Annotated in this window: 15 protein-coding genes; 8 read left to right on the top strand and 7 right to left on the bottom strand. The window is 66.8% G+C overall.

Annotated elements, in window-relative coordinates; translation table 11 throughout:
- Window positions 1-77: 77 nt before the first annotated feature.
- From LE190_RS14595 to puuE, 7 genes are all read right to left on the bottom strand, one after another.
- Window positions 78-3500: a TonB-dependent receptor gene (locus LE190_RS14595; protein WP_225239384.1), complete on the bottom strand. Its 3423-nt coding sequence runs from the start codon at window positions 3498-3500 to the stop codon at window positions 78-80.
- Between the two features lie 533 nt (window positions 3501-4033).
- A complete protein-coding gene (locus LE190_RS14590; RefSeq protein ID WP_225239383.1) occupies window positions 4034-5536 on the bottom strand; it encodes an amidohydrolase family protein in 1503 nt (500 codons plus the stop codon).
- Window positions 5537-5734: 198 nt separating this feature from the next.
- A complete protein-coding gene (guaD, locus tag LE190_RS14585) occupies window positions 5735-7045 on the bottom strand; it encodes a guanine deaminase (RefSeq protein WP_225239382.1) in 1311 nt (436 codons plus the stop codon).
- Entirely contained in the window at window positions 7045-8133 is a 1089-nt protein-coding gene (gene xdhC, locus LE190_RS14580) for a xanthine dehydrogenase accessory protein XdhC (RefSeq protein ID WP_225239381.1), read from the bottom strand. Before xdhC ends, guaD begins: the two co-directional genes overlap by 1 nt.
- Window positions 8133-10484: a xanthine dehydrogenase molybdopterin binding subunit gene (gene xdhB / locus LE190_RS14575; RefSeq protein ID WP_225239380.1), complete on the bottom strand. Its 2352-nt coding sequence runs from the start codon at window positions 10482-10484 to the stop codon at window positions 8133-8135. Before xdhB ends, xdhC begins: the two co-directional genes overlap by 1 nt.
- Window positions 10485-10495: 11 nt before the next feature.
- Window positions 10496-11959 carry a xanthine dehydrogenase small subunit gene (gene xdhA / locus LE190_RS14570; protein WP_225239379.1) on the bottom strand — a complete coding sequence of 488 codons (1464 nt, stop codon included), beginning with the start codon at window positions 11957-11959 and terminating at the stop codon, window positions 10496-10498.
- A gap of 129 nt (window positions 11960-12088) precedes the next feature.
- Window positions 12089-13027: an allantoinase PuuE gene (gene puuE, locus LE190_RS14565; protein WP_225239378.1), complete on the bottom strand. Its 939-nt coding sequence runs from the start codon at window positions 13025-13027 to the stop codon at window positions 12089-12091.
- A gap of 103 nt (window positions 13028-13130) precedes the next feature.
- Here puuE and uraH point away from each other — a divergent pair, with 103 nt between their 5' ends.
- From uraH to LE190_RS14525, 8 genes are all read left to right on the top strand, one after another.
- Window positions 13131-13484 (top strand): hydroxyisourate hydrolase, encoded by a 354-nt coding sequence (gene uraH / locus LE190_RS14560; protein ID WP_225239377.1) that lies wholly within the window; start codon window positions 13131-13133, stop codon window positions 13482-13484.
- Window position 13485: 1 nt separating this feature from the next.
- Window positions 13486-15327, top strand: a complete 1842-nt coding sequence (locus tag LE190_RS14555) for a DUF4153 domain-containing protein (protein ID WP_225239376.1) — start codon at window positions 13486-13488, stop codon at window positions 15325-15327.
- Window positions 15328-15365: 38 nt separating this feature from the next.
- The gene (locus LE190_RS14550) at window positions 15366-15923 is read left to right on the top strand and encodes an ATP-dependent Clp protease proteolytic subunit (RefSeq protein ID WP_225239375.1); all 558 of its coding nucleotides are present in this window, start codon (window positions 15366-15368) and stop codon (window positions 15921-15923) included.
- Between the two features lie 184 nt (window positions 15924-16107).
- On the top strand, window positions 16108-17370 hold the full coding sequence (locus LE190_RS14545) for a porin (protein WP_225239374.1): 1263 nt from the start codon (window positions 16108-16110) through the stop codon (window positions 17368-17370).
- Between the two features lie 10 nt (window positions 17371-17380).
- Window positions 17381-17791: a hypothetical protein gene (locus tag LE190_RS14540; protein WP_225239373.1), complete on the top strand. Its 411-nt coding sequence runs from the start codon at window positions 17381-17383 to the stop codon at window positions 17789-17791.
- A 74-nt stretch (window positions 17792-17865) separates the two neighbouring features.
- Complete coding sequence (locus LE190_RS14535) at window positions 17866-19425, top strand: methyl-accepting chemotaxis protein (protein ID WP_225239372.1); 1560 nt, start codon at window positions 17866-17868, stop codon at window positions 19423-19425.
- Between the two features lie 226 nt (window positions 19426-19651).
- Window positions 19652-19897 carry a helix-turn-helix transcriptional regulator gene (locus LE190_RS14530; protein WP_224947840.1) on the top strand — a complete coding sequence of 82 codons (246 nt, stop codon included), beginning with the start codon at window positions 19652-19654 and terminating at the stop codon, window positions 19895-19897.
- Between the two features lie 2 nt (window positions 19898-19899).
- Window positions 19900-20418 carry a hypothetical protein gene (locus tag LE190_RS14525; protein WP_225239371.1) on the top strand — a complete coding sequence of 173 codons (519 nt, stop codon included), beginning with the start codon at window positions 19900-19902 and terminating at the stop codon, window positions 20416-20418.
- The last annotated feature ends 139 nt before the right edge of the window (window positions 20419-20557 follow it).

Genomic DNA, 20557 nt, shown 5'->3' with positions numbered 1-20557 from the left:
AAAACGGCCGGTGTCGCCACCGGCCGTCTTGCGTGTCGGCGCATCATGCACCGACACGGAGCGCGTTCAGACGCGGCTTAGAACTCGTAGCGAGCGGTGACCTGCACTGCCCACTGCGATTCGCCCTTCGACTGCTTGGTCACGTAGTCCTCGACCTGCTCGCGGACCTGGTAGACGTACTTGCCGTCTTGCATACCAGCGTAGTCCACGAAGCTGCGCGAGTTGCCGCCTGCGCTGGCGAAGCCGACTTCGTTGATACGGCCCCAGCGCTTGTTGATCATGTTACCGACGTTCATGAAGTCGAACACGATCGCGCCCTTGTGACCCTTGAACAGGCCCGGGACTTCCTGGCTCAGACGCATGTCGAAGCTGTTGACCCACGGTCCCTGGCTACGGGCACGGCCGATCACGCCGCCTGCGGCGCGCAGCAGGTCCTTCTCGTTGTTGACCACGTCCCAGAACTTCTGCTCGTTGACCTTGCTGGTCGCGGTGTCGCCACGGAAGATGACCTCGCCCGAACCGAAGGCTTTCGGGATGTACATCAGGTCGTTCGAGTTGACGCCGTCGCCGTTCATGTCGTTGTTGAAGGTCCAGCTGTACGGCTTGCCGCTGCGGCCTTCATAGAACATGCCGAAGCTGGTCTTGTAGGCGCCGAAGAAGGCCTTGTCCCATGCCAGCGACAGGGTCACGCGGTCGCGGATCATGTAGGCCGACTTGCCGGCCACTTCCTCGTTCGGATCGAAGCTTGCGCGGCCGGTCCAGTTCGAGTTGCTGGTCGACGAGCTCAGGTTGCTGACCTCGGTGGCATCGGTCCAGGTGTAGGCTGCGGTCCAGCGCAGGCCACGCGAACGGCCGTTGCTCAGCGACAGGGTTGCCAGGTTGCCGCCGCCCTTGCTGGTTTCGCGGGCCACGATCACGTTGGTGTAGGCCGCGTTCGACAGGGCGCGCGAGCGGAAGCCAGCGCAGGCGCCGGTGCTGTTGAAGCCGCCGGTACCGTTGGCGCACGAGGCGGTGTAGCCCTGCTCGGTCCAGAACAGCGGACGACCGTCCGGGCCAACGCGGGTCGCTGCACCCAGGTTCAGGTTCTGGAAGTAGATGCTCTTGTTGACGTTGGTGTGCAGGTATTCCAGGCCCAGGACCAGGCCGTACCATGGCAGTTCATGGTCGAGCGCCAGGTTGGCTTTCCACACCGACGGCTGGCTGATGCCAGGCGCCAGCAGGTCGACGGCGACCGCAGGCGGGGTGCCGGCGATGGCTTTCTGGTTGTCCGGATCCGGGCTGAAGATGCCTTCCGTGGTACCGCAGGACGCGAAGCTGTCGCGGCCGCAACCGACCGAGTAGGTCGCGATACCGGCGTTGGCGAACGGGTTGCCCAGCCAGACGTTCAGTGCCGAGCCCGAGAACAGGCCGAAGCCGCCGCGGATCTGGGTCGGACGCTGGGTGTCGAGGCGGTAGTTGAAGCCGAAGCGCGGCTGGATCAGGTCGTCGCCGTCGATGGTGACGGTGTTGTCCATGCCGAAGCCGCCGGTTTCGCGGACCAGGGCGCTGGTATTGCTGTTATAGGTGCCGGCGACGCGCGCCGCGGCCACGGCGGTGTTGCGCAGCGGACGGTCGTTGGTGCCGGCCTTGTCGTAGCGCACGCCGTAGGTCAGGGTCAGGCGGTCGTTCATCCGCCAGTTATCCTGCAGGAACAGGCCGGTATTGGCCAGGGTCCAGATGGCGGCTGCGTCCATCTTGGTGTAGCCCGGACGTGCGATCTGCGCGATGTACTGCGACGGACGGCCACGCGAGAAGTTTTCCAGCACGGCACGTTCGATCACATCGGCCGGCGAGGTCGAGCAGTTGACGGCACCAAAGGTGTAGGTGTAGGTCGCGCTGGTGTTCACGCAACCGAAGGTGTAGGTGCCGTTGACGTTCTGCAGGAAGGCGTTGAAGATCTCGTTGCGCTGGTAGTCGGCACCGAACTTGATCTCGTGGTCGCCCTTGATCCAGGTCGCGCCGGCGTAGGCGTCCCAGGTGGTGGTGTCGAGGGTGTTGAACTGGCGGCTCGCCTCGGTACCGAAGTTGATGAAGCGGGTGCCGGTACGCACGGCGCTCGAGGTGCCTGCCGGCAGCGGGCCCGGGAAGCTCAGTGCCATCGACGGCAGCGTGGCGTTGTTGGCGTTGTCCTTGCCCGACTCGCGCTTGGACAGCTTGAACTCGGTCGAGAAGTCTTGGGTCCAGTCGCTGAACACCTGGGCCACGGTCGACTCGATGTTCTTGCCTTCGGTCCAGAGGTAGGAATCGAGTGCGATACCGCTGGTCGAGTAACCCGAGAACTGCGGCTCCGACTGCTTGGTCTTCTGGTAGCGCAGGCTGGCGCGGTGGTTGTCGTTGATGTTCCAGTCGAACTTGACCAGGCGGTCTTCGACCTCGAACTCGAAGCCGGTCGGCACGTCGGCCGAGCCGGCATCGAAGCCGTACTTCGACTTGGCGATGTTCTGCAGGCTCGAGATCGCCGACTGGGTGATGCCGACGTTGGTCAAGCTGCTGCCCAGCGGGCCGTATTCCGGCGAGTTACGCGAGCTCTTGGTGTTCTCGGCGCTGGCGAAAATGAACAGCTTGTCCTTGATCAGCGGGCCGCCGACGGTCAGGCCGGTGGTGTTTTCCTTGAACGGCGCAGGGGCGGTGTAGCTGTCGTCGGTGGCGTTGTAGCGGTCGCCGGCCAGCTTGTCGTTGCGGAACACGTGATACACGCTGCCGTGCCACTCGTTGGTGCCCGACTTGGTGATGGCGTTGATGTTGGCGCCGGTGTAGCCCTTCTGGGTCACATCGTAGTTCGAGACGTTGACCTGCACCGACTGGATCGAATCGATCGAGATCGGCTGCTTGTTGGTCGGCAGGCCGTTCGATTCCAGGCCGAAGGTGTCGCTGATCGACACGCCGTCGATGGTGATCGAGTTGAAGCGCGAGTTCTGGCCACCGACCGAGATTTCGCCGCGGTCCTTGTCGGTCTGCGACAGGCGCGGATCCTGGCGTGCATAGTCGGCCAGGTTGCGGTTGATCGATGCGTGGGCTGCCAGGTCGGCACGGTTCAGGTTGGTGCCCGAACCCATGTTGGCGCTGTTGAAGGTGTTCGAGCGGGCCTGGCCGGTCACGTTCACGACCGCCACTTTCGGGCCCAGGGTGCCGTCCACATTCGAGGTTTCAGCCAGGGTGGTGAAGACGTTGTTGATGGTCTCAACGCTGCCGTCCTTGGCCATGGTGATCGTGAACGGACCGCCGACGCGCAGGCCGCGCGCGGTGTAGCGGCCTTCGGCGTCGGTCGTGACCGTGCTGACAGAACCGGACTCGGTGTGGCGGATGGTGACCTGGGCGCCTGCGACTGGCTTGCCGTCCGGGCCAGCGACGCGGCCGCTGACGGCGGAGGTGGTGTTCTGTGCGATGGCCGGCGAAGCGGACAGCACAATCGACAAAGCCAGGGCCAGCTTGGTCAGCCGGATCTGTTTCTGAGTGATCATTGTTAAAACCCCAAAATAGACTTAATAGTTATCGAACGCCGGGAGACGTTCCTCTTCACAAGTACTGCAACCCTCTTGCCGGAAACGGCATCGTTGACCGTCATGCAGCGGCGATTATCGGAAGGAAATCTTTCATCGCCGTGACATGTCACCCGCACGTCCTTACCAAAACTTCAAGCATATTTGTTAACAGCAATAAATATGCATGAGCTTCCACCATCCTACAAATACGTTTTTCCAAGCAAATTTATAGCAACAGCCTATAAATACATGGAAAAAGGGGGGAATTTGGAGTGGAGGACGATGTTTCCGGGCAAATCACAAGGCGCGATTATACGGAAGTGATACTTTTATGAAATATTTAGATAAGTTTTTTCGCCAAAGCGTTGAGGGAGCTCGGCGATCTGTGGCGAGCAGACCACAAAAAATGCACTAATATCAATTTTTGACTGACGCGTGGGAGCAAGGATGACCCATCCGCCGCGTCACCGGATGGGCCCTTCGCCAAGGCAAGCTGGCGGGAAAGCGCGTCCTTACTTGGCGCCCTGCTTGGCCATGCTGGCCACCTCGTCCTCGAAGCGGGCGAAGCGTTCGTCGAGCTGGCGGCTCAGGCGCGCTTTTTCTGCTGCTGGGAGGAAAGCATACCGGATGCTGTTGTAGGACGCCCTCTTCACTTCGGCATAGTCCGGCTTGTAGCGGCTGGCGAACAGGACGTACTCATTGGTCAGCGTGTGGCGGGTCACGCCGGCGTCATCGGTCGAGATCACGTAGGGCACGCCGTACTTGCGGTACAGGGTGACCGGATGGTTGGCGCCTTCGATGCCGCTGATGAAGGCGTTCGAGGTCAGGTTGATCTCGACCGGCACGTCGTCCTTGCGCATCTTCGCCATGATGGCCGGCGCGTTGGTCTCGTGCGCCAGGTCGATGCCGTGGCCGATGCGGTTGGCGCCGGCCACCACCAGGGCCTGGTCGATGTGGAACTTCAGGCCTTCCGGCGGCACGTCGCCCAGCGCCAGCTCGCCGGCGTGCAGGGCCACCTTCACTTCCGGGAAGCGCGACTTCAGGAAGCGGAACATCTTCATGTGCAGCGCATAGTCGCGCATCGCGACCATGGTACTCTCCTGGCCGACGATGTTCACGCCCACGATCTTGTCGCTCATGGTGGCGGCCTTGAAGCCCGACACCATCGAGGAAAACACCTGCGAGGGATTCATCAGGCGCACCACATAGGTCTGGTAGCGCATGGTGAAGCGCTCGTCGTCGATGCCTTCGGCCGCTTCATGGATCTTGTTGACGAAGTCCTCGGTCGACTTGCGAAAGCCCGCATCCTGCTCCAGCACCGCCAGCCAGGCACCCATCTGGGCGTCGAAGGCCTTGTCGTCCTGCGCGTTCTGCCAGGCCTGGGCGTCGAATTCCTTGTTCACGACGAAGGGCGACATCTTGAACATCGTTTCGATGTAGCTGACGTTTTCCAGGATCGCGCGCCGCTTGAGCTCCTGCAGGCCTTCGCGGAAGTTCGCGTTCGAGACCGGGCCGAAGTAGCCAAAGGTCTGGAAGAAGGCGCGGTCGGGCGGCGGCTGCAGCGCCCCGTGGTTATGGAAATCCTTGGTGGACCAGCGCTGCAGCAGCTCGCGGTAGCTGTGGTCGTCGGCATAGACCTCGGCCGTGGACAGGCAGCTGCGCTCGGCGGCCGGCTTGGCGCGTTCGGCCTCGACCACTTCCTTCTTCGTTTCGATCCGGTAGGTCTGCCGGTTGACGCAGTAGCCCTGCTTGTCGAGGAAGTCGACATAGGACTCGGCGTACACCGAACCCGAATAGTGGTGGTGCAGGTCGCCGCCCTTGGGCATGCGGGTGAAGAACAGGGTCAGCTCGGACAGTTTCGGCTCGCTGGCGATCAGGCCCGCGTAGTGACGGGCAGTGGCGGCTTCGTTGGCATTGGCCTTGGCCGGGCCCTTGGCCAGGGCCTGCGGGCTGGCTGCGACAGCCAGGGCCAGGGCAAGGCGCGGCAGCAGGCTGCCACTCGGTGTATTGATCATGGATCGGGACTTTCTGGTGCAGGTTGAGCGTCGGCAAGTGCCGGCGGGAACCGCGCAACTCTATACGCTTGGGTTAGCGTTGGCAATATCGCAGGGTCGTACGCATGGCGTAGGGTGGGCAAGTTCCTTGCCCACGCGTTCAGTCAGTGCCAGCGCAGCTTGGACGCGTGGGCGGGAAGACCCGCCCACCCTACAAGCTCAGGCGCGACGGACATGCACCAGCGCCCCACCGGAATACGTCGCCCGGATCGCCCGGTCGTCCCCCAGCAGCGCCAGCGCGAACAGCAGTTCCTCGAGCGACTCCAGCTGCGCCGTGCGGCGCGCCAGGAGCGGCGTCGACTTCGGGTCGAGCACGACGAAGTCCGCTTCCGCGCCCGGCTTGAAACTGCCGATCGTGCCTTCCAGGTCCATGGCACGCGCCGCGCCCAAGGTGGCGAGGTAGAACATGCGCAGGGCCGGCAGGTGGCTGCCCTTCAGGCGCGCCACCTTGTAGGCTTCGTTCATGGTCTGCAGCATCGAGAACGAGGTGCCGGCGCCGACGTCGGTGCCGAGCGACAGCAGGGTGCGCGCCCCGTCGGCGCGCTCGAAGTCGAACAGGCCGCTGCCCAGGAACAGGTTGGAGGTCGGGCACACCGACGCCGCCGAGCCGGTGGCCGCCATGCGCGCGAAGTCCTCGTCGTCCAGCCAGATGCAGTGGCCGAACAGCGCGCGCGGACGCATCAGGCCGAAGCGCTCGTACACGTCGAGGTAGCTGCGCGCCTGCGGGTGCAGTTCGCCCACCCACTCGCATTCGTCCTTGTTTTCCGAGACGTGGGTCTGGATGAAGGTGTCTGGATAGCTGCGCGCCAGCTCGGCCGTCGCGTGCAGCTGGGCGTCGCTCGAGGTCGGCGCGAAGCGCGGCGTGATCGCGTACAGCTGGCGGCCGCGCTTGTGCCACTTCTCGATCAGGGCGGCGCTCGCGCCCACCCCGCCTTCGAGGTCGCGCAGGAAGTCCGGGCAGTGGCGGTCCATCAGCACCTTGCCGGCCACCATGCGCAGGTTGCGCGCTTCGCTGGCGTCGAAAAAGGCCTCGACCGATTCCGGATGCACGGTGCAGTACACGACCGCGGTGGTGGTGCCACAGCGCAGCAGCTCGTCGAGGAAGAACTCGGCGGTCGCGCGCGCATGGACCGGGTCGGAAAAGCGCCGCTCGGTCGGGAAGGTATAGGTCTCCAGCCAGGGCAGCAGGCCCTCGCTGGGCGAGGCGATCATGTCGGTCTGCGGGTAGTGCAGGTGGGTGTCGATGAAACCCGGGGTGATCAGCTGGCCACGGTAGTCGTGCGGCACCACGCCGGGCGGCAGCGTGCCGACGAGCGCGTCATGGTCGCCGGCGGCCTTGACGCGGCCGTCCTCGACCACCAGCAGGCCGTCTTCATGCCAGGCATGGGCGTCGCCGTCGAAGGCCGGGTCGGCGTGGAAGTGCAGCAAGCTCGCACGGTAGGCTTGCACGTTTTGCGGTGCGGTGGACATTAGTGTGATTCCGTTGAAACGTCAGGTTGGCGGGCCGCCGCTTCCCATACGGTCAGCAGCTGGGCCGCCACGGAGGCCGCGATCACGGCCGGGGCCTTGCCCTCGATGCCGGGGATGCCGACCGGGCAGACCATCGTATCGATGCGCGCGGGGGCGATGCCACGCTCGCGCAGGCGGTGCTCGAACTGGCGGCGCTTGGTGCACGATCCGATCAGGCCGAACCAGTCCGCCGAAGCGTCGCGCTCAGGCGCGCCGGGGCGCGACAGTATCGCGTGCGACAGGTCCAGGTCAAGGGCGTGGCTGTGGGTCATGACCAGGAAGGTGGTTCCCTGTGGCGCTTTTTCAACAAGGGCCTGCGGCGTGTCGGTGGCCTCGACCGTCACGTTGGACGGCAGCCCGGCCGGGAACAGGTCCTCGCGCTCGTCGACCCAGGTGACGCGGCAGGGCAAGTCGGCCAGGGCGCGCACGATGGCGGCGCCGACGTGGCCGGCGCCGAACAGCATCAGGTGGGCACGCGGGGCCAGTACCGCGTCGACCAGCCACAGGCGGCCGGCCTCGTCCGGGAAGACGTGGGTGCCGGCGCTGCGGTCGAAGGCGGGAACAGCCGCGCCGGCGAGGAGGCGCCCGCTGCCGTCGATCAAGGCCGTAGGGTGGGCGGCTTCGCCGCCCACGCGTTCAACTGGCGGCAGCGCAGCCGCAATGCCATCTTTCGTCGAACGCGTGGGCGGGAAACCCGCCCACCCTACGAACACCATGCGCCAGGTGTCTTCGTTGCGGCGCTTGTCGAGCAGCGCGAGCTGCGCGGCATCCGCGATTTCAAACGCCAGCCACGCGATCCCGCCGCAGCACTGCCCCAGCTTCGGCCCCAGCGGAAAGCGCTCCAGCCGCGCCTGCCCACCTTCGGCCAGCATCGCGCGCGCGATCTCCAGCGCCCGGTGCTCCAGGTGGCCGCCGCCGATGGTGCCGCGAAAGCCCGCCGCGTCGACCAGCATGCGCGCGCCCGGCTCGCGCGGCACGGAACCCTCGACACGCGCGACCGTCACCAGGACGGCCGGCGCGCGCAGCTCGCCGGGCAGCCAGTCGTCCATCAGGCGAGCGCCGCTTCCACGAAGGCCACCGCCTTGAGGATTTCCTCGCAGGTGGCCGGCGCGTTCAGCGGCGGCTGCACCCGGTGCCCGCCGACGCTGGACACCGCGTCGCGGATCGCGAAGAACACCGAGAACGGCAGCAGCAGCGGCGGCTCGCCCACGGCCTTGGAGCGGTGGATGCTGTCCTCCACGTTGCGGTTCTTGAACAGGCGCACGCGGAAGTCCTGCGGGCAGTCGGACACGCCCGGGATCTTGTAGGTCGAGGGCGCATGCGTCTTCAAGGCGCCGTCGCCGTTCCACCACAATTCCTCGGTGGTGAGCCAGCCCATGCCCTGGATGAAGGCGCCTTCGACCTGGCCAATGTCGATTGCCGGGTTGAGCGAATTGCCGGCGTCGTAGAGCGCATCGGCGCGCAGCAGCTTCCATTCGCCGGTGAGGGTATCGACCACGACTTCCGACACCGCCGCGCCATAGGCGTAGTAGGAGAACGGACGGCCGTTCATGGTCTTCGGGTCCCAGTGCAGGCCGGGAGTGGCGTAGAAACCGTCCGACCACAGCTGCACCCGCGCCAGGTAGGCCTTGGCCACGACTTCACCGAAGCGCAATGCCTGGCCGGCGACGAACACGGTGTCGTCGGCGAAGCGCACTTCCGAGGCTTCGCCGCCGAACTGGCCGGCGACAAAAGCCGCCAGGCGCTCACGGATGGTGCGCGCCGCGTCCTGGGCCGCCTTGCCGTTCAGGTCGGCGCCGGTGGACGCGGCGGTGGCCGAGGTATTGGCGACCTTGCTGGTGTTGGTGGCGGTGGCGCGCACCCGTTCCAGGTCCACGCCCAGTTCGTGCGCCACCACCTGCATCACCTTGGTGTTGATGCCCTGCCCCATCTCGGTGCCGCCGTGGTTCACCAGGATCGAGCCGTCCACGTACACGTGCACCAGGGCGCCGGCCTGGTTCAGGTGGGTGACATTGAAGGCGATGCCGAATTTCACGGGCGTGAGCGCCAGGCCCTTCTTCAGCACCGGGCTGGTCTTGTTGAAGGCCTCGATGGCGGCGCGGCGGGCGCGGTAGTCGCTGCTGCCTTCCAGCTCGTCCACCAGTTCGTGGATCACGTTGTCGACGATCTCCTGCCCGTAAGGCGTGACATTGCGCTCCTGCCTGCCGTAGAAATTCAGGCGGCGGATGTCGAGCGGGTCGCGGCCGAGGTGGCGCGCGATCTCGTCGATCACGTACTCGATCGCGATCGCGCCCTGCGGCCCGCCGAAGCCGCGAAAGGCAGTGTTCGACTGGGTATTGGTCTTGCCGCAGGCGGCGCGGATCTCGACGTCGGACAGGTAGTAGGCGTTGTCGAAGTGGCAGACGGCACGCGTGGCCACGGGGCCGGACAGGTCGGCCGAATAGCCGGCGCGGCTGACCATGTCCACCTGCGCGGCCAGGATGCGCCCCTGTGCGTCGTAGCCGACCTCGTATTCGTAGTGGAAGCAGTGGCGCTTGCCGGTGACCAGCATGTCGTCGTCGCGGTCGGCGCGCAGCTTGACCGGGCGGCGCAAGCGCGCCGCTGCGATCGCCGCGGCCGCCGCCCACAGGGCCGACTGCGATTCCTTGCCGCCGAAGCCCCCGCCCATGCGGCGGCATTCCACCGTCACGTGGTGCGAATGCAGGCCGAGCGCGTGCGCCACCACGTGCTGCATCTCGCTCGGGTGCTGGGTCGAGCAGTACACGTGCATGCCGCGGTCCTCGCCCGGAATCGCGTAGGCGATCTGGCCTTCGAGGTAGAACTGTTCCTGCCCGCCCACGTGCAGCTCGCCGCGCACGCGGTGCGGGGCGCCGGCGAACGCTGCCTCGGCGTCGCCGCGCGCCAGGCGCATCGGCGGCAGCACGAAGGACTGGGCGGCGCGCGCCGCCTGCGGCGTCAGGATGGCGGGCAGGTCTTCGTAGTCGATGTTCGCCAGCCGGGCCGCGCGGCGCGCGTTGTCATGGCTGTCGGCGACCACGATGAAGATCGGCTGGCCCACGTACTGGACCAGGCCGTCGGTCAGGATCGGGTCGTCGTGGATGATCGGGCCGCAGTCGTTCAGGCCGGGGATGTCTTGCGCCGTGAGCACCGCCAGCACGCCGCGGCTGGCCGCGACCGCGTCCAGTTCGATGCCAAGGATGCGCGCATGCGGGCGGCTCGACAGCCCGAGCGCCGCGTGCAGGGTGCCGGCCAGTTCCGGGATGTCGTCGGTATAGGTGGCTTGGCCGAGCACGTGCAGCACGGCCGATTCGTGCGGGCGTGGGCGGCCGACTTCGGTCCACGCTTCGCTGACCTGGGCAGCGGCCTGCTCGGCGAGGATGGGGGTGCCTGCGTCGTTCATGATGTGTCCTTTCAGCCAGCCGCGAAGGCGTTGACGGCGCTGGCCGGCAGCGGATCGTCGACCCGGGTCTCGAGCCAGAAGCGGCGCAGCAGGTTCTGCGCCGCCTGCATGCGGTAGGCGCTGGAGGCGCGCATGTCGCTCAGCGGCGCGTAGTCCCGGGCCAGCGCGGCCATCGCGGCGCGCAGCACCGCCTCGTCGAATGGCTGCCCGCGCAGCGCGGCTTCGGCCGCTGCCGCGCGCTTCGGCGTAGCGGCCATGCCGCCGTAGGCGATGCGGGCATCGAGCACGGTGGCGCCGTCGAGCGTCACGGCAAAAGCGGCGCACACGGCCGAGATGTCCTGGTCGAAACGCTTGGCCAGTTTGTAGGTCCGGAAGCGCAGGCCTGCCCTGGGCAGCGGCACCTGCACGGCGCGCACGAACTCGCCCGGGCGCAGGTCTTTCTTCTGGTAGCCGAGGTAGAAGTCTTCCAGTGCCAGCGCGCGTTCGCCCTCAAAGCCGCGCAGGATGACGCGCGCGCCGAGCGCGATCAGCCAGGGCATCGAGTCGCCGATCGGCGAGCCGTTGGCGACGTTGCCGCCCAGGGTACCGGCCTGGCGGATCGGGAGCGAGGCGAAGCGCTGGCGCAATGCGCCCAGTTCGAGCGGATAGTGGCGGCAGATGGCGTTGTAGGCGTCTTCCAGCGTGACGCCGGCGCCGATCTCCAGGCTGTCCGCGCCTTCCTCGACGCGCCTGAGCGCATCGACCTGGCCGATATAGATGATGTCGTTCAGCTCGCGCATGTGCTTGGTGACCCACAGGCCGACATCGGTCGAACCGGCCAGCACCAGCGCATCGGGGAAGGCGCTGCGCAGGCGCACCAGTTCGTCCAGCGTGCGCGGCGCGTGGAAGCGCCCGCCCTGCGCTTCATACGTCAACCCGTGGGCGCGCTGCAGGGCCTGCAGGCGGCCGGCCAGCGCGGCGCGGTCGAAGGCCACCGGCGCCAGCTCGGTCATGCGGCGGGCGGCGTCGATGATCGGGCGGTAGCCGGTGCAGCGGCACAGGTTGCCCGAGAGCGCGTCGTCGATCTGGCAGCGCGACGGCGCGCGCCCTTCCTGCTTCAGGTACATGCCCCACAGCGACATGGCGAAGCCAGGCGTGCAGAAGCCGCACTGCGAGCCATGGCATTCGACCAGGGCCTGCTGCACCGGGTGCAGTTCGCCGCCTGGCGCCTGCAGGTCTTCCACCGTAAACAGGGCCTTGCCGTCGAGCGTGGGGGTGAACTGGATGCAGGCATTGACCGCCTTGAGCGCGAGCTGGCCGTCTTCCAGCGAACCGATCACCACCGTGCAGGCGCCGCAGTCGCCCTCGGCACAGCCTTCCTTGGTGCCGGTGCAGTGCAGGTCTTCGCGCAGGTGCTGCAGGATGGTCTGGGTCGGGCGCGCATCGCGCACTTCGCGCAGGGCGCCGCGGTAATAGAATCGGATCGGGTCTGGCATCGTTGCCTCTCAGTTTGCCTCTCGGTCGAGCAAGGGCGGAAGGCTACCACCCGGCGCCAAGGTACTTATAAGAAAATTCTTATATTGCTTATCGATTTATAAGCATATCTCATGCATCCCGCCATCCATTCATTTTATGAAAGGATGCACGGTTTTCCAGTGCTGCGCGATATCGATGCGGCGCGCGACCCAGACCCGCTCGTGGCCCAGCACGTAATCGAGGAAGCGCGCCAGCGCCAGCGCCCGTCCCGGGCGCCCGACCAAGCGGCAGTGCAGGCCGACCGACAGCATCTTCGGCCGGTCCAGGCCATCCGGGTCGCCCTCGGCATACAGCAGGTCGAAGGCATCCTTCAGGTAGTCGAAGAACTGGGTGCCGGAATTAAAACCCTGCATGGCGGCGAAGCGCATGTCGTTGCTGTCGAGCGTATAGGGCACGACCAGGTGCGGCACCCGCCGCCCGCCCACGTCCACCTGCTGCCAGAACGGCAGGTCGTCGCCATAGTGGTCGGCATCGTAGGCGAAGCCGCCGTGCTCGACCACCAGGCGGCGGGTGTTGGGCGAGTCGCGTCCCGTGTACCAGCCGAGCGGTGCTTCTCCGGTCAGTTCGCGCATGATGCGCACCGCCTCGATCATGTGAGCACGTTCGGTGGCTTCGTCCACGTTTTGATAGGAAATCCAGCGCAGGCCGTGGCAGGCGATCTCGTGGCCCAGCTCGCGGAAGGCGCTGACCGCATCAGGGTTGCGCTTGAGCGCCATGGCCACGCCGAACACCGTCAATGGCAGGCCGCGTTCCTCGAACAGGCGCAGCACCCGCCACAGGCCGGCGCGCGAGCCGTACTCGTACAGCGACTCCATGCTCATGTGGCGCATCGGGAAGGCCTGGGCGCCGATGATCTCGGACAGGAAGGTTTCCGAGGCCGTGTCGCCGTGCAGCACGCAGTTCTCGGCGCCCTCTTCATAGTTCAGCACGAACTGCAGGGCGATGCGGGCCCCGCCGGGCCAGCGGGCATGGGGCGGGTTGCGGCCGTAGCCGGCCAGGTCGCGCGGGTAGTCGGAGTAGGTGTCCATGGCAGGTTCGAGAGCAGGTATATCGGCGATCATATATTGCAGGAAGCACAAGGGTATATGATCGCCCAGATACTCCGACTCATCCTTCGCATATGGGAACCGCATGGGCAAACTGAGCACCCACGTCCTCGACACCGCGCACGGCCGCCCGGGGGCCGGCGTCAAGCTGGCGCTGTACGCCGTGCAGGGCGACGAACGATCGCTGCTGAAGACGGCGCACACCAACGCGGACGGCCGCTGCGACGCGCCGCTGCTCGAAGGCGACGCGCTGCAGCCTGGCCAGTACGAACTGGTGTTCTTCGCCGGCGACTATTTTGCAGGCATGGGGGTGGCGCTGCCCTCCCCCCGTTTCCTGGACCGCATCGTCATCGCCTTCGGCATCGCCGACGCCACGCAGAACTACCACGTGCCGCTGGTGATGACGCCCTGGTCCTACTCCACCTACCGCGGCAGCTAGTATGGGAGCCGTCGTGCATGCCACCGCCGAGCCGGCCGATGCGCGCCCGGGCCTTGCCGCCGCCCGGATCGGGATCGGGCTGGCGCAGGGATTGCTGCTGTTCCTGCTGTACCGCGCCGGAACCGCGCTGCACTGGCCAGCCACCGCGCCGCGCCTGTTCGTGCCCCTGCTGCTGGTGTGCGCACTGGTGCCGGTCATCGCGATCAGCGGGCTGGGCCTGCTGACGCGGCGGCGCTTGTTGCTGTGGAGCGTGACGGCAGCGGCCATGCTGGCCGTCCTTGCGCTGCACGACGTCTGGCGCATGGAAGGCGCCTACCGCCCGCCGGAAGGCCCCCGGCCGCACGCAGCGTCGCCCTCCCCGCAGCTGTGCCTGTCGCTCGTGGCCGGCTTGTTCATCGCCCACGTGCTCGTGCTGGCAGGCGCGCATGAGCGGCGCCGCATCGCTGGCTATGCCAGCTATTTCGAAACCGCCTGGAAGCTGGGCCTGCAGCTGGCCTTCAGCGCCCTGTTCGTCGGCGCCGGCTGGCTGGTGCTGCACCTGGGCGCGCAGCTGTTCCTGCTGGTCAAGCTGAGCTTCCTGCAGGACGCCATCCGGGAACCATGGTTCGCGATTCCCGTTACCACCTTCGCCTTTGCGAGCGCACTGCACCTGACCGACGTGCGGCCGGGCATCGTACGCGGCATCCGCAACCTGCTGCTGGTACTGCTGTCCTGGATCCTGCCGGTGCTGACTCTCCTGGTGGGCGGTTTCCTGGCCAGCCTGCCCTTCACCGGACTGGACACGCTGTGGGGCACGCGCAGCGCCGCCTCCGTCCTGCTCGGCGCGGCGGCCGCCTTCGTGGTCCTGATCAACGCCGCCTGGCAGACCGGCGAGACGCCCGCCGCGCGGCCAGTCGCCTTGGCGGCGCGCATCGCCGCCTTGCTGCTGGTGCCGGTCACGGCGCTCGCCATCTACGCGCTCGCACTGCGGGTCGGCGAGCACGGCTGGACCGAAGACCGGATCGTCGCGGCGGCCTGCATGCTGGTGGCGGCCTGCTACGCGGGCGGCTATGCGGCGGCGGCACTTCGCCGCGGCTGGCTGTCGACGCTGGCGGGCGTCAACATCGCGGCCGCATTCGTGGTGCTGGCCGTGCTGCTTGCACTGCTCACGCCGCTGGCCGATCCGGCCCGGCTTGCCACCAGGGACCAGCTGGCGCGGCTGGCGGCCGGGCGCGTGACGGCGGCGCAGCTCGACGTCGGCTACCTGCACTTCGGGGCCGCCCGCTACGGCCGCGCGGCGCTGGCGCAGCTGGATGCGTCCAGTGACCGGCCGGACGCGGCCGCCCTGCGCAGCCGGATCGCGGCGGTGCGCAAGCTGCGCTTCCCGCACGAACTGGACCAGCTGGATGTCCCGGCCAGGCTGTCCGACAACCTGCGTGTCTGGCCGAAGGGAAGCCGCCTGCCGGACAGCTTCCTGAACATGGACTGGCTTGCCATCACCGACCAGCACAACGCCCACCGCACGCCTGCCTGCCTGCTGCGGCGCGGCGCATCTTGCGATGCGATCCTGCTCGACCTGGGTGGCGATGCGCGTCCCGAAGTCCTGCTGTTCGGCGACAGCGCGTGGCAGACGGCCTTTGCCACCGAGGAGGGCAGCGGCCGCTGGCGGATCGCCGGGTCCCTCCCTGGCCTGGGATGCCAGGAACTGGTGCAGGCCTTGCGGGAAGGACGGGTCCGCACCCTGCCGCCGGCCTGGAACGACCTGGAAGTGGCGGGACGGCGGCTGCCGGTCGATGCCACGCCGCTGTGGGCAGACGGCTGCCCGCCCGCCACTCCCCCGCTGCCGGACGCTGCGCCCGAGTGAATCTTGCTATGCTTGGGCCCACCCCATCGGGAGAGCCCATGGCCTTGCACATCGTTCATTTCATCGGACCGATCAACCACAGTTCCGCCAGCGCCATCCGCAACAATTGCCTGCAGGCGCTGCAGAACGGCGCCACCGAGATCGCCCTGCACATGTCCAGCGAAGGCGGCAACATGACTGCCGGCTTCGCCCTCTACTTTTTCCTGAAGTCGCTGCCGGTGCCGCTTACCACGCACAACATCGGCAGCGTCGAATCGGTGGCCGTGGTGATCTTCCTGGCCGGCCAGCAGCGCTATGCCTGTCCCGGCACGCGCTTCCTGGTCCATCCGCTGCATTGGGGCTTTGGCAGCCTGGTCGCCGCCGACCATGCGCGCGTCTCGGAATGGCGCGACTGCCTCGACTTCGATGCCGAGCGCTACGCCAGCATCTTCCTCGAGGCGACCACGGCGGCGGGCCATCCGACCGATATCCGCAGCCACCTCACCGGCAATGCCCGCCTGTTCGATGCCGGCCAGGCATGCGAGGCCGGCATCATCCACGACGCCATCCAGGCACGCCTGCCGGCCGCCGGAACAACTTGTCATTGGTGGAACTAATTCTGACAAGACGCTGTTTCAAATGCGCAACGCTTGGGTCCTTCTTACAACTAAAACTCACCAATTTCGTCATTTGAGTTGCATAAAAAATTACCCGCTGGATAGAATCATTTCCAGGGTTTAACGGTGCTGTCCTGCTTGCTGCTTACGGCAGCGCCGATTTTTTCAGCAGCTCGCAATAAGAATGATGATGAAGAAACGTGTGATTGCTACCCTGCTGGCGCTCCCGCTGGCAGCCTCGATGGCCCAGGCGCAGGACAGCGCCGGCTTCCCTCCAATCAAGGTCAGCGGTTTCGGTACCGCCGCCCTGACCTATGCCGACACCGAGGGCGCCGAATTCGTGCGCCCGAACCAGGCTGCCGGCTCGTCCAAGGACTTCCGCACCGGCATCGACTCGAACCTCGGCCTGCAGGCCGACATGGCAGTCAACAGCTGGCTGTCGCTGACCGCCCAGGGCCTGGTGCGCCGTGACGCCGAAGAAGGCTATGGCGCCGAGCTGAGCTGGGCCTTCGCCAAGGCCCGCATCTCGGACGAACTGAGCCTGCGCGTGGGCCGCGTTGGCCTGCCGGTGTTCATGATCTCGGACTACCGCAACGTCGGCTACGCGAACCACATGCTGCGTCCGCCGGCGGAAGTGTATTCGCAGGTGCCGTTCAACAGCATCGACGGCCTGGACCTCACCTGGCAGCACGGCTTCGGCGACACCAGCCTCACCGCGCAGCTGGCCTACGGCGGCGTGAAAGCTCCGTTGTCGGGCAACATCCACGCCAAGGGCAAGAGCGTGGCCGCGCTGAACATCAGCGCCGAGCACGGTCCCTTCACCCTGCGCGCCGGCCATGCGACCACCAAGGTCAGCGTCGAGGATTCGGTCTCGCTCAACACCCTGGTCGGCGGCCTGCGCGCAGCCGGCGCCGGCTACCGCTTCAACCAGCTCGTCACGCTGGCCAACGAGATCGAAGCGCACGACAAGCGCGCCAGCTTCAGCTCGCTGGGCCTGGCGATGGACTGGAACAACATCGTGCTCCAGACCGAGTACGCCAAGCGCAAGACCAAGACCTACATCAACGACACCAGCGCCTGGTACGCGATGGCCGGCTACCGCATGGGCAAGTTCATGCCCTACGCCAGCCACAGCGTGCTGAAGATCAACGGCGCGATCGTCAACACCGTGCCGGCAGCCTGCCCGGCCGGCTATCCGGCGGCCTGCACCCCGACCATGCAGCAGCTCGGCGCCGGCGTGCGCCGCCTGCCGAACACCGGCGTGGGCCAGGGCGAGCAATCGACCAATACCCTCGGCGTGCGCTGGGACTTCGCCAGCTCGGTGGCCCTGAAGGCGCAGATCGACCGCGTCACCCCGAAGAACGGCACCGGCCTGTTCGTGAACGCCCAGCCCGGCTTCCGCGACAGCGTGACGGTCGGCGCTGTCGCCCTCGATTTCGTGTTCTGAGGAGACGGCCATGACCAACAAGATCGCTACCCTGATCGTCGCCGCCGCCGCTTTCGCCGCCAGTGCCCCCGCCCTGGCCGAAGTGGTCGTGGTGGTCGGCGCCAAGTCCGCGGAAAGCAGCATGACCAAGGAACAGGTCGCCCAGTTCTTCCTCGGTAAGTCCTCGAGCATGACGCCGGTCGACCAGGTCGAGGCCAACCCGGTGCGCGCCGAGTTCTACAAGAAGGTCGCCGACAAGGACGCCGCCCAGGCCAAGGCCCTGTGGTCCAAGCTGGTGTTCACCGGCAAGGCCACGATGCCGAAGGAAGTCGCCGATAACGCCGCCGTCAAGGCCGCCGTCGCCGCCAACCCGAAGGCCATCGGCTACATCGACAAGAGCGCCGTGGACGGCAGCGTCAAGGTGGTCTACTCGGCGCAGTAAGCAAACCGCTGCGAGCCAGCACCCGCCGCCGGCCCGACGCCGGCGGCGGTTTCTGCATTCTGGAGACAACGACAATGAGCATCAAGCGCAGGATCTGGGCACTGCCCGTCATTTCCGCCATCATCTTCGGCCTCGGTGCCGGCGCCAGCGCGTGGATCGCGAACGGCGCGCTGGATTCGATCACCACCACCGCCAGCGTGGACTATCCGGTGCTGGATGCCTCCAAGGCGCTGATGCTCGAGGTCGCGGCCATTACCGACGGCCTGCAGGACGCGGTGGCGGAAGGCGACAAAGACAAGGTCGGCCAGGTCGGCGAACAGGCGAATCGCCTGCGCGCCCGGCTGGAACAGTTCAAGCAGATCCCGGGCCAGGGCGAAACCGGCGCCCGCCTGGGCAAGGAATTCGAGGCCTATTACGCGCCGGCCCTGTCGGCCGCCCGCATCATGCTCGAGATGGAGCAGGGCGACCCGCAGGCCGTGGTCGGCAAGATGCAGTCGACGCTGGCCGTCCTGAAGGGCGACCTGGCCAAGGTCAACGCCGCGGCCGAACGCCAGTTCGCGGCCGGCATCGCGGGCAGCAAGGACAGCGTCAACCAGGTGGTGATCTCGATGATCGTCACCGCCCTGGTCGTGATCGGTGCGCTGGCCGTGGTGTCGTGGTTCGTGGTGCGCGCCATCTGGCAGCAGCTGGGCGGCGAGCCGGAATACGCGCGCCAGATCGCGCAGGCGGTGGCCGGCGGCGACCTGTCCACCGAGATCCGCACCGAAGCCGGCGACAACGCCAGCATGCTGGCGGCACTGAAGGAGATGCGTGGCCGCCTGGCCACCCTGGTGGCCGAGATCAAGGCCTCGGCCGACACCATCGCCATGGCCAGCTCGGAGATCGCGAGCGGCAATGCCGACCTGGCGCGCCGCACCGAATCGCAGGCCGCCAACCTCGACCGCACCACGCGCTCGATGGAAGAACTGACCGGTGCCGTGCGCGAGAACGCCAGCGCCGCCAGCCAGGCCAATGCGCTGGTGGAAACCGCGAGCAGCATCGCCACCCGCGGCGGCCAGGTGGTGGGCGGCGTGGTCAGCACCATGGGCGACATCAACAGCTCGGCCAACAAGATCGTCGAGATCATTTCCGTCATCGACGGCATCGCCTTCCAGACCAACATCCTGGCGCTGAACGCCGCGGTGGAAGCGGCGCGCGCCGGCGAGCAGGGCCGCGGCTTCGCGGTCGTGGCGGGCGAAGTGCGCAACCTGGCCCAGCGTTCGGCGGCGGCGGCCAAGGAAATCAAGGAGCTGATCGGCGACTCGGTCGCCAAGGTCAGCGCCGGCAGCGCGCTGGTGGACGAAGCCGGCGTGACCATGGGCCAGATCGTGGACTCGGTGCGCAAGGTGCAGGCCATCATGGCCGAGATCAGCGCCGCCGGCGCGCGCCAGAGCGCCGGCATCGACGACATCGGCCGCGCCATCGGCAGCATCGACGAGATGACCCAGCAGAACGCAGCCCTGGTCGAGGAAGCCTCGGCGGCGGCGGAGTCGCTCACCGGCCAGACCGGCCAGCTGACGGAGGCCCTGTCCGTGTTCAAGCTCGAAACCCAGGCTCCCCAGGCCGGGAACCAACAGCGCCTCGCGCTGCGCTAGTCCGTCCGCATCATCGTAGCGTGGGCGGGTTTCCGCCCACGCAGCCAGGGCCGCTTGGGAAGCCACGCAGCCGGCTTCCCTCTGCCAGCGGAACGCGTGGGCAGGAATCTGCCCACCCTACCTACCGTCCAGTGTTCCCAGGTTTTCATGCATAAAGGTTATTGCTTGACGTGCACATTGCATTGTTGTGTAATCACAATATATTGTTGGGATAGCACAGTTTCTCATGACCTTACACAACAGGATTGCGCTGTTTCGCGCCGAGCGCGGCATGTCGCGTAAGGAGCTGGCCGAAGCCGTCGGCGTCAACAACCAGACCATCGGTTACCTGGAGCGGGGCGACTACAAGCCCAGCCTGGAACTGGCGATGAAGATCGCCCGGCACTTCGGCGTCAGTGTCGAGATGCTGTTCTCCTTCCAGCGCTTCGAACCGATCGCCATGAGCCTAAAACGGGCAGGAGACGAGGAATGAACATGAAGCAGAAAACGCTGTTGCAGAAGATGGATGCCCTGGTCTGGTGGTCGGGCGCCGCCGGCCAGGTGGGCCAGGACATGGCGGACGACGCCAGCGCACGGCGGCACGCCCCGAAGCGCTGGCTGCCGCTGCTGCCGATGGCCATCGGCGCCGGCCTGGTGGCCGCCGCCCTCGCCTTCCCGGTGCAGCCGCTGGCGTATGGCGCCGCCGCCCCGGCCATGGCGCTGGCAGCTGGCATTGCCGTCGCCGGCCCGCTCGGCAAGCGCGCCCTCGAGGACGACGAGCGCGAAGCGGCGCTGCGCAAGGACGCCTTCTTCTTTTGCCTGGCCATCCTGGCCTTTGCCAACATCGTGGGCGGCCCGCTGCTGCTGTTCGCGGCCGGCCTGCAGGACTGGGGCGCGGAGCGCCTGTATGCCCTCGCCTTTGCCCTGTTCCTGGCGAACATGACCTGGTTCACCAGCCTGCCCACCCTGTATGCGAGCTGGAAGCTGCCCCGGCTGGCCGACCCGGAAGCCTGAGGCGCCACTTCAAGCAGTCGGCGGGCGGTAGCGCGGGCCGGGCGGCGGGCCCTGAAGCGCGTCAAGCGGCTGCGCCGGGACCGTCAAGGCGTTTCCTTGTCGCTTGCACCATACTGCTTGTCACCCCGATCACAGGCGT

It is taken from the genome of Massilia hydrophila (genome assembly GCF_020208145.1).
GTDB lineage: Bacteria > Pseudomonadota > Gammaproteobacteria > Burkholderiales > Burkholderiaceae_D > Telluria > Telluria hydrophila.
The sequence above is the reverse complement of the archived record's forward strand: the minus strand, read 5'-3'. Positions and strand labels throughout refer to the sequence as shown.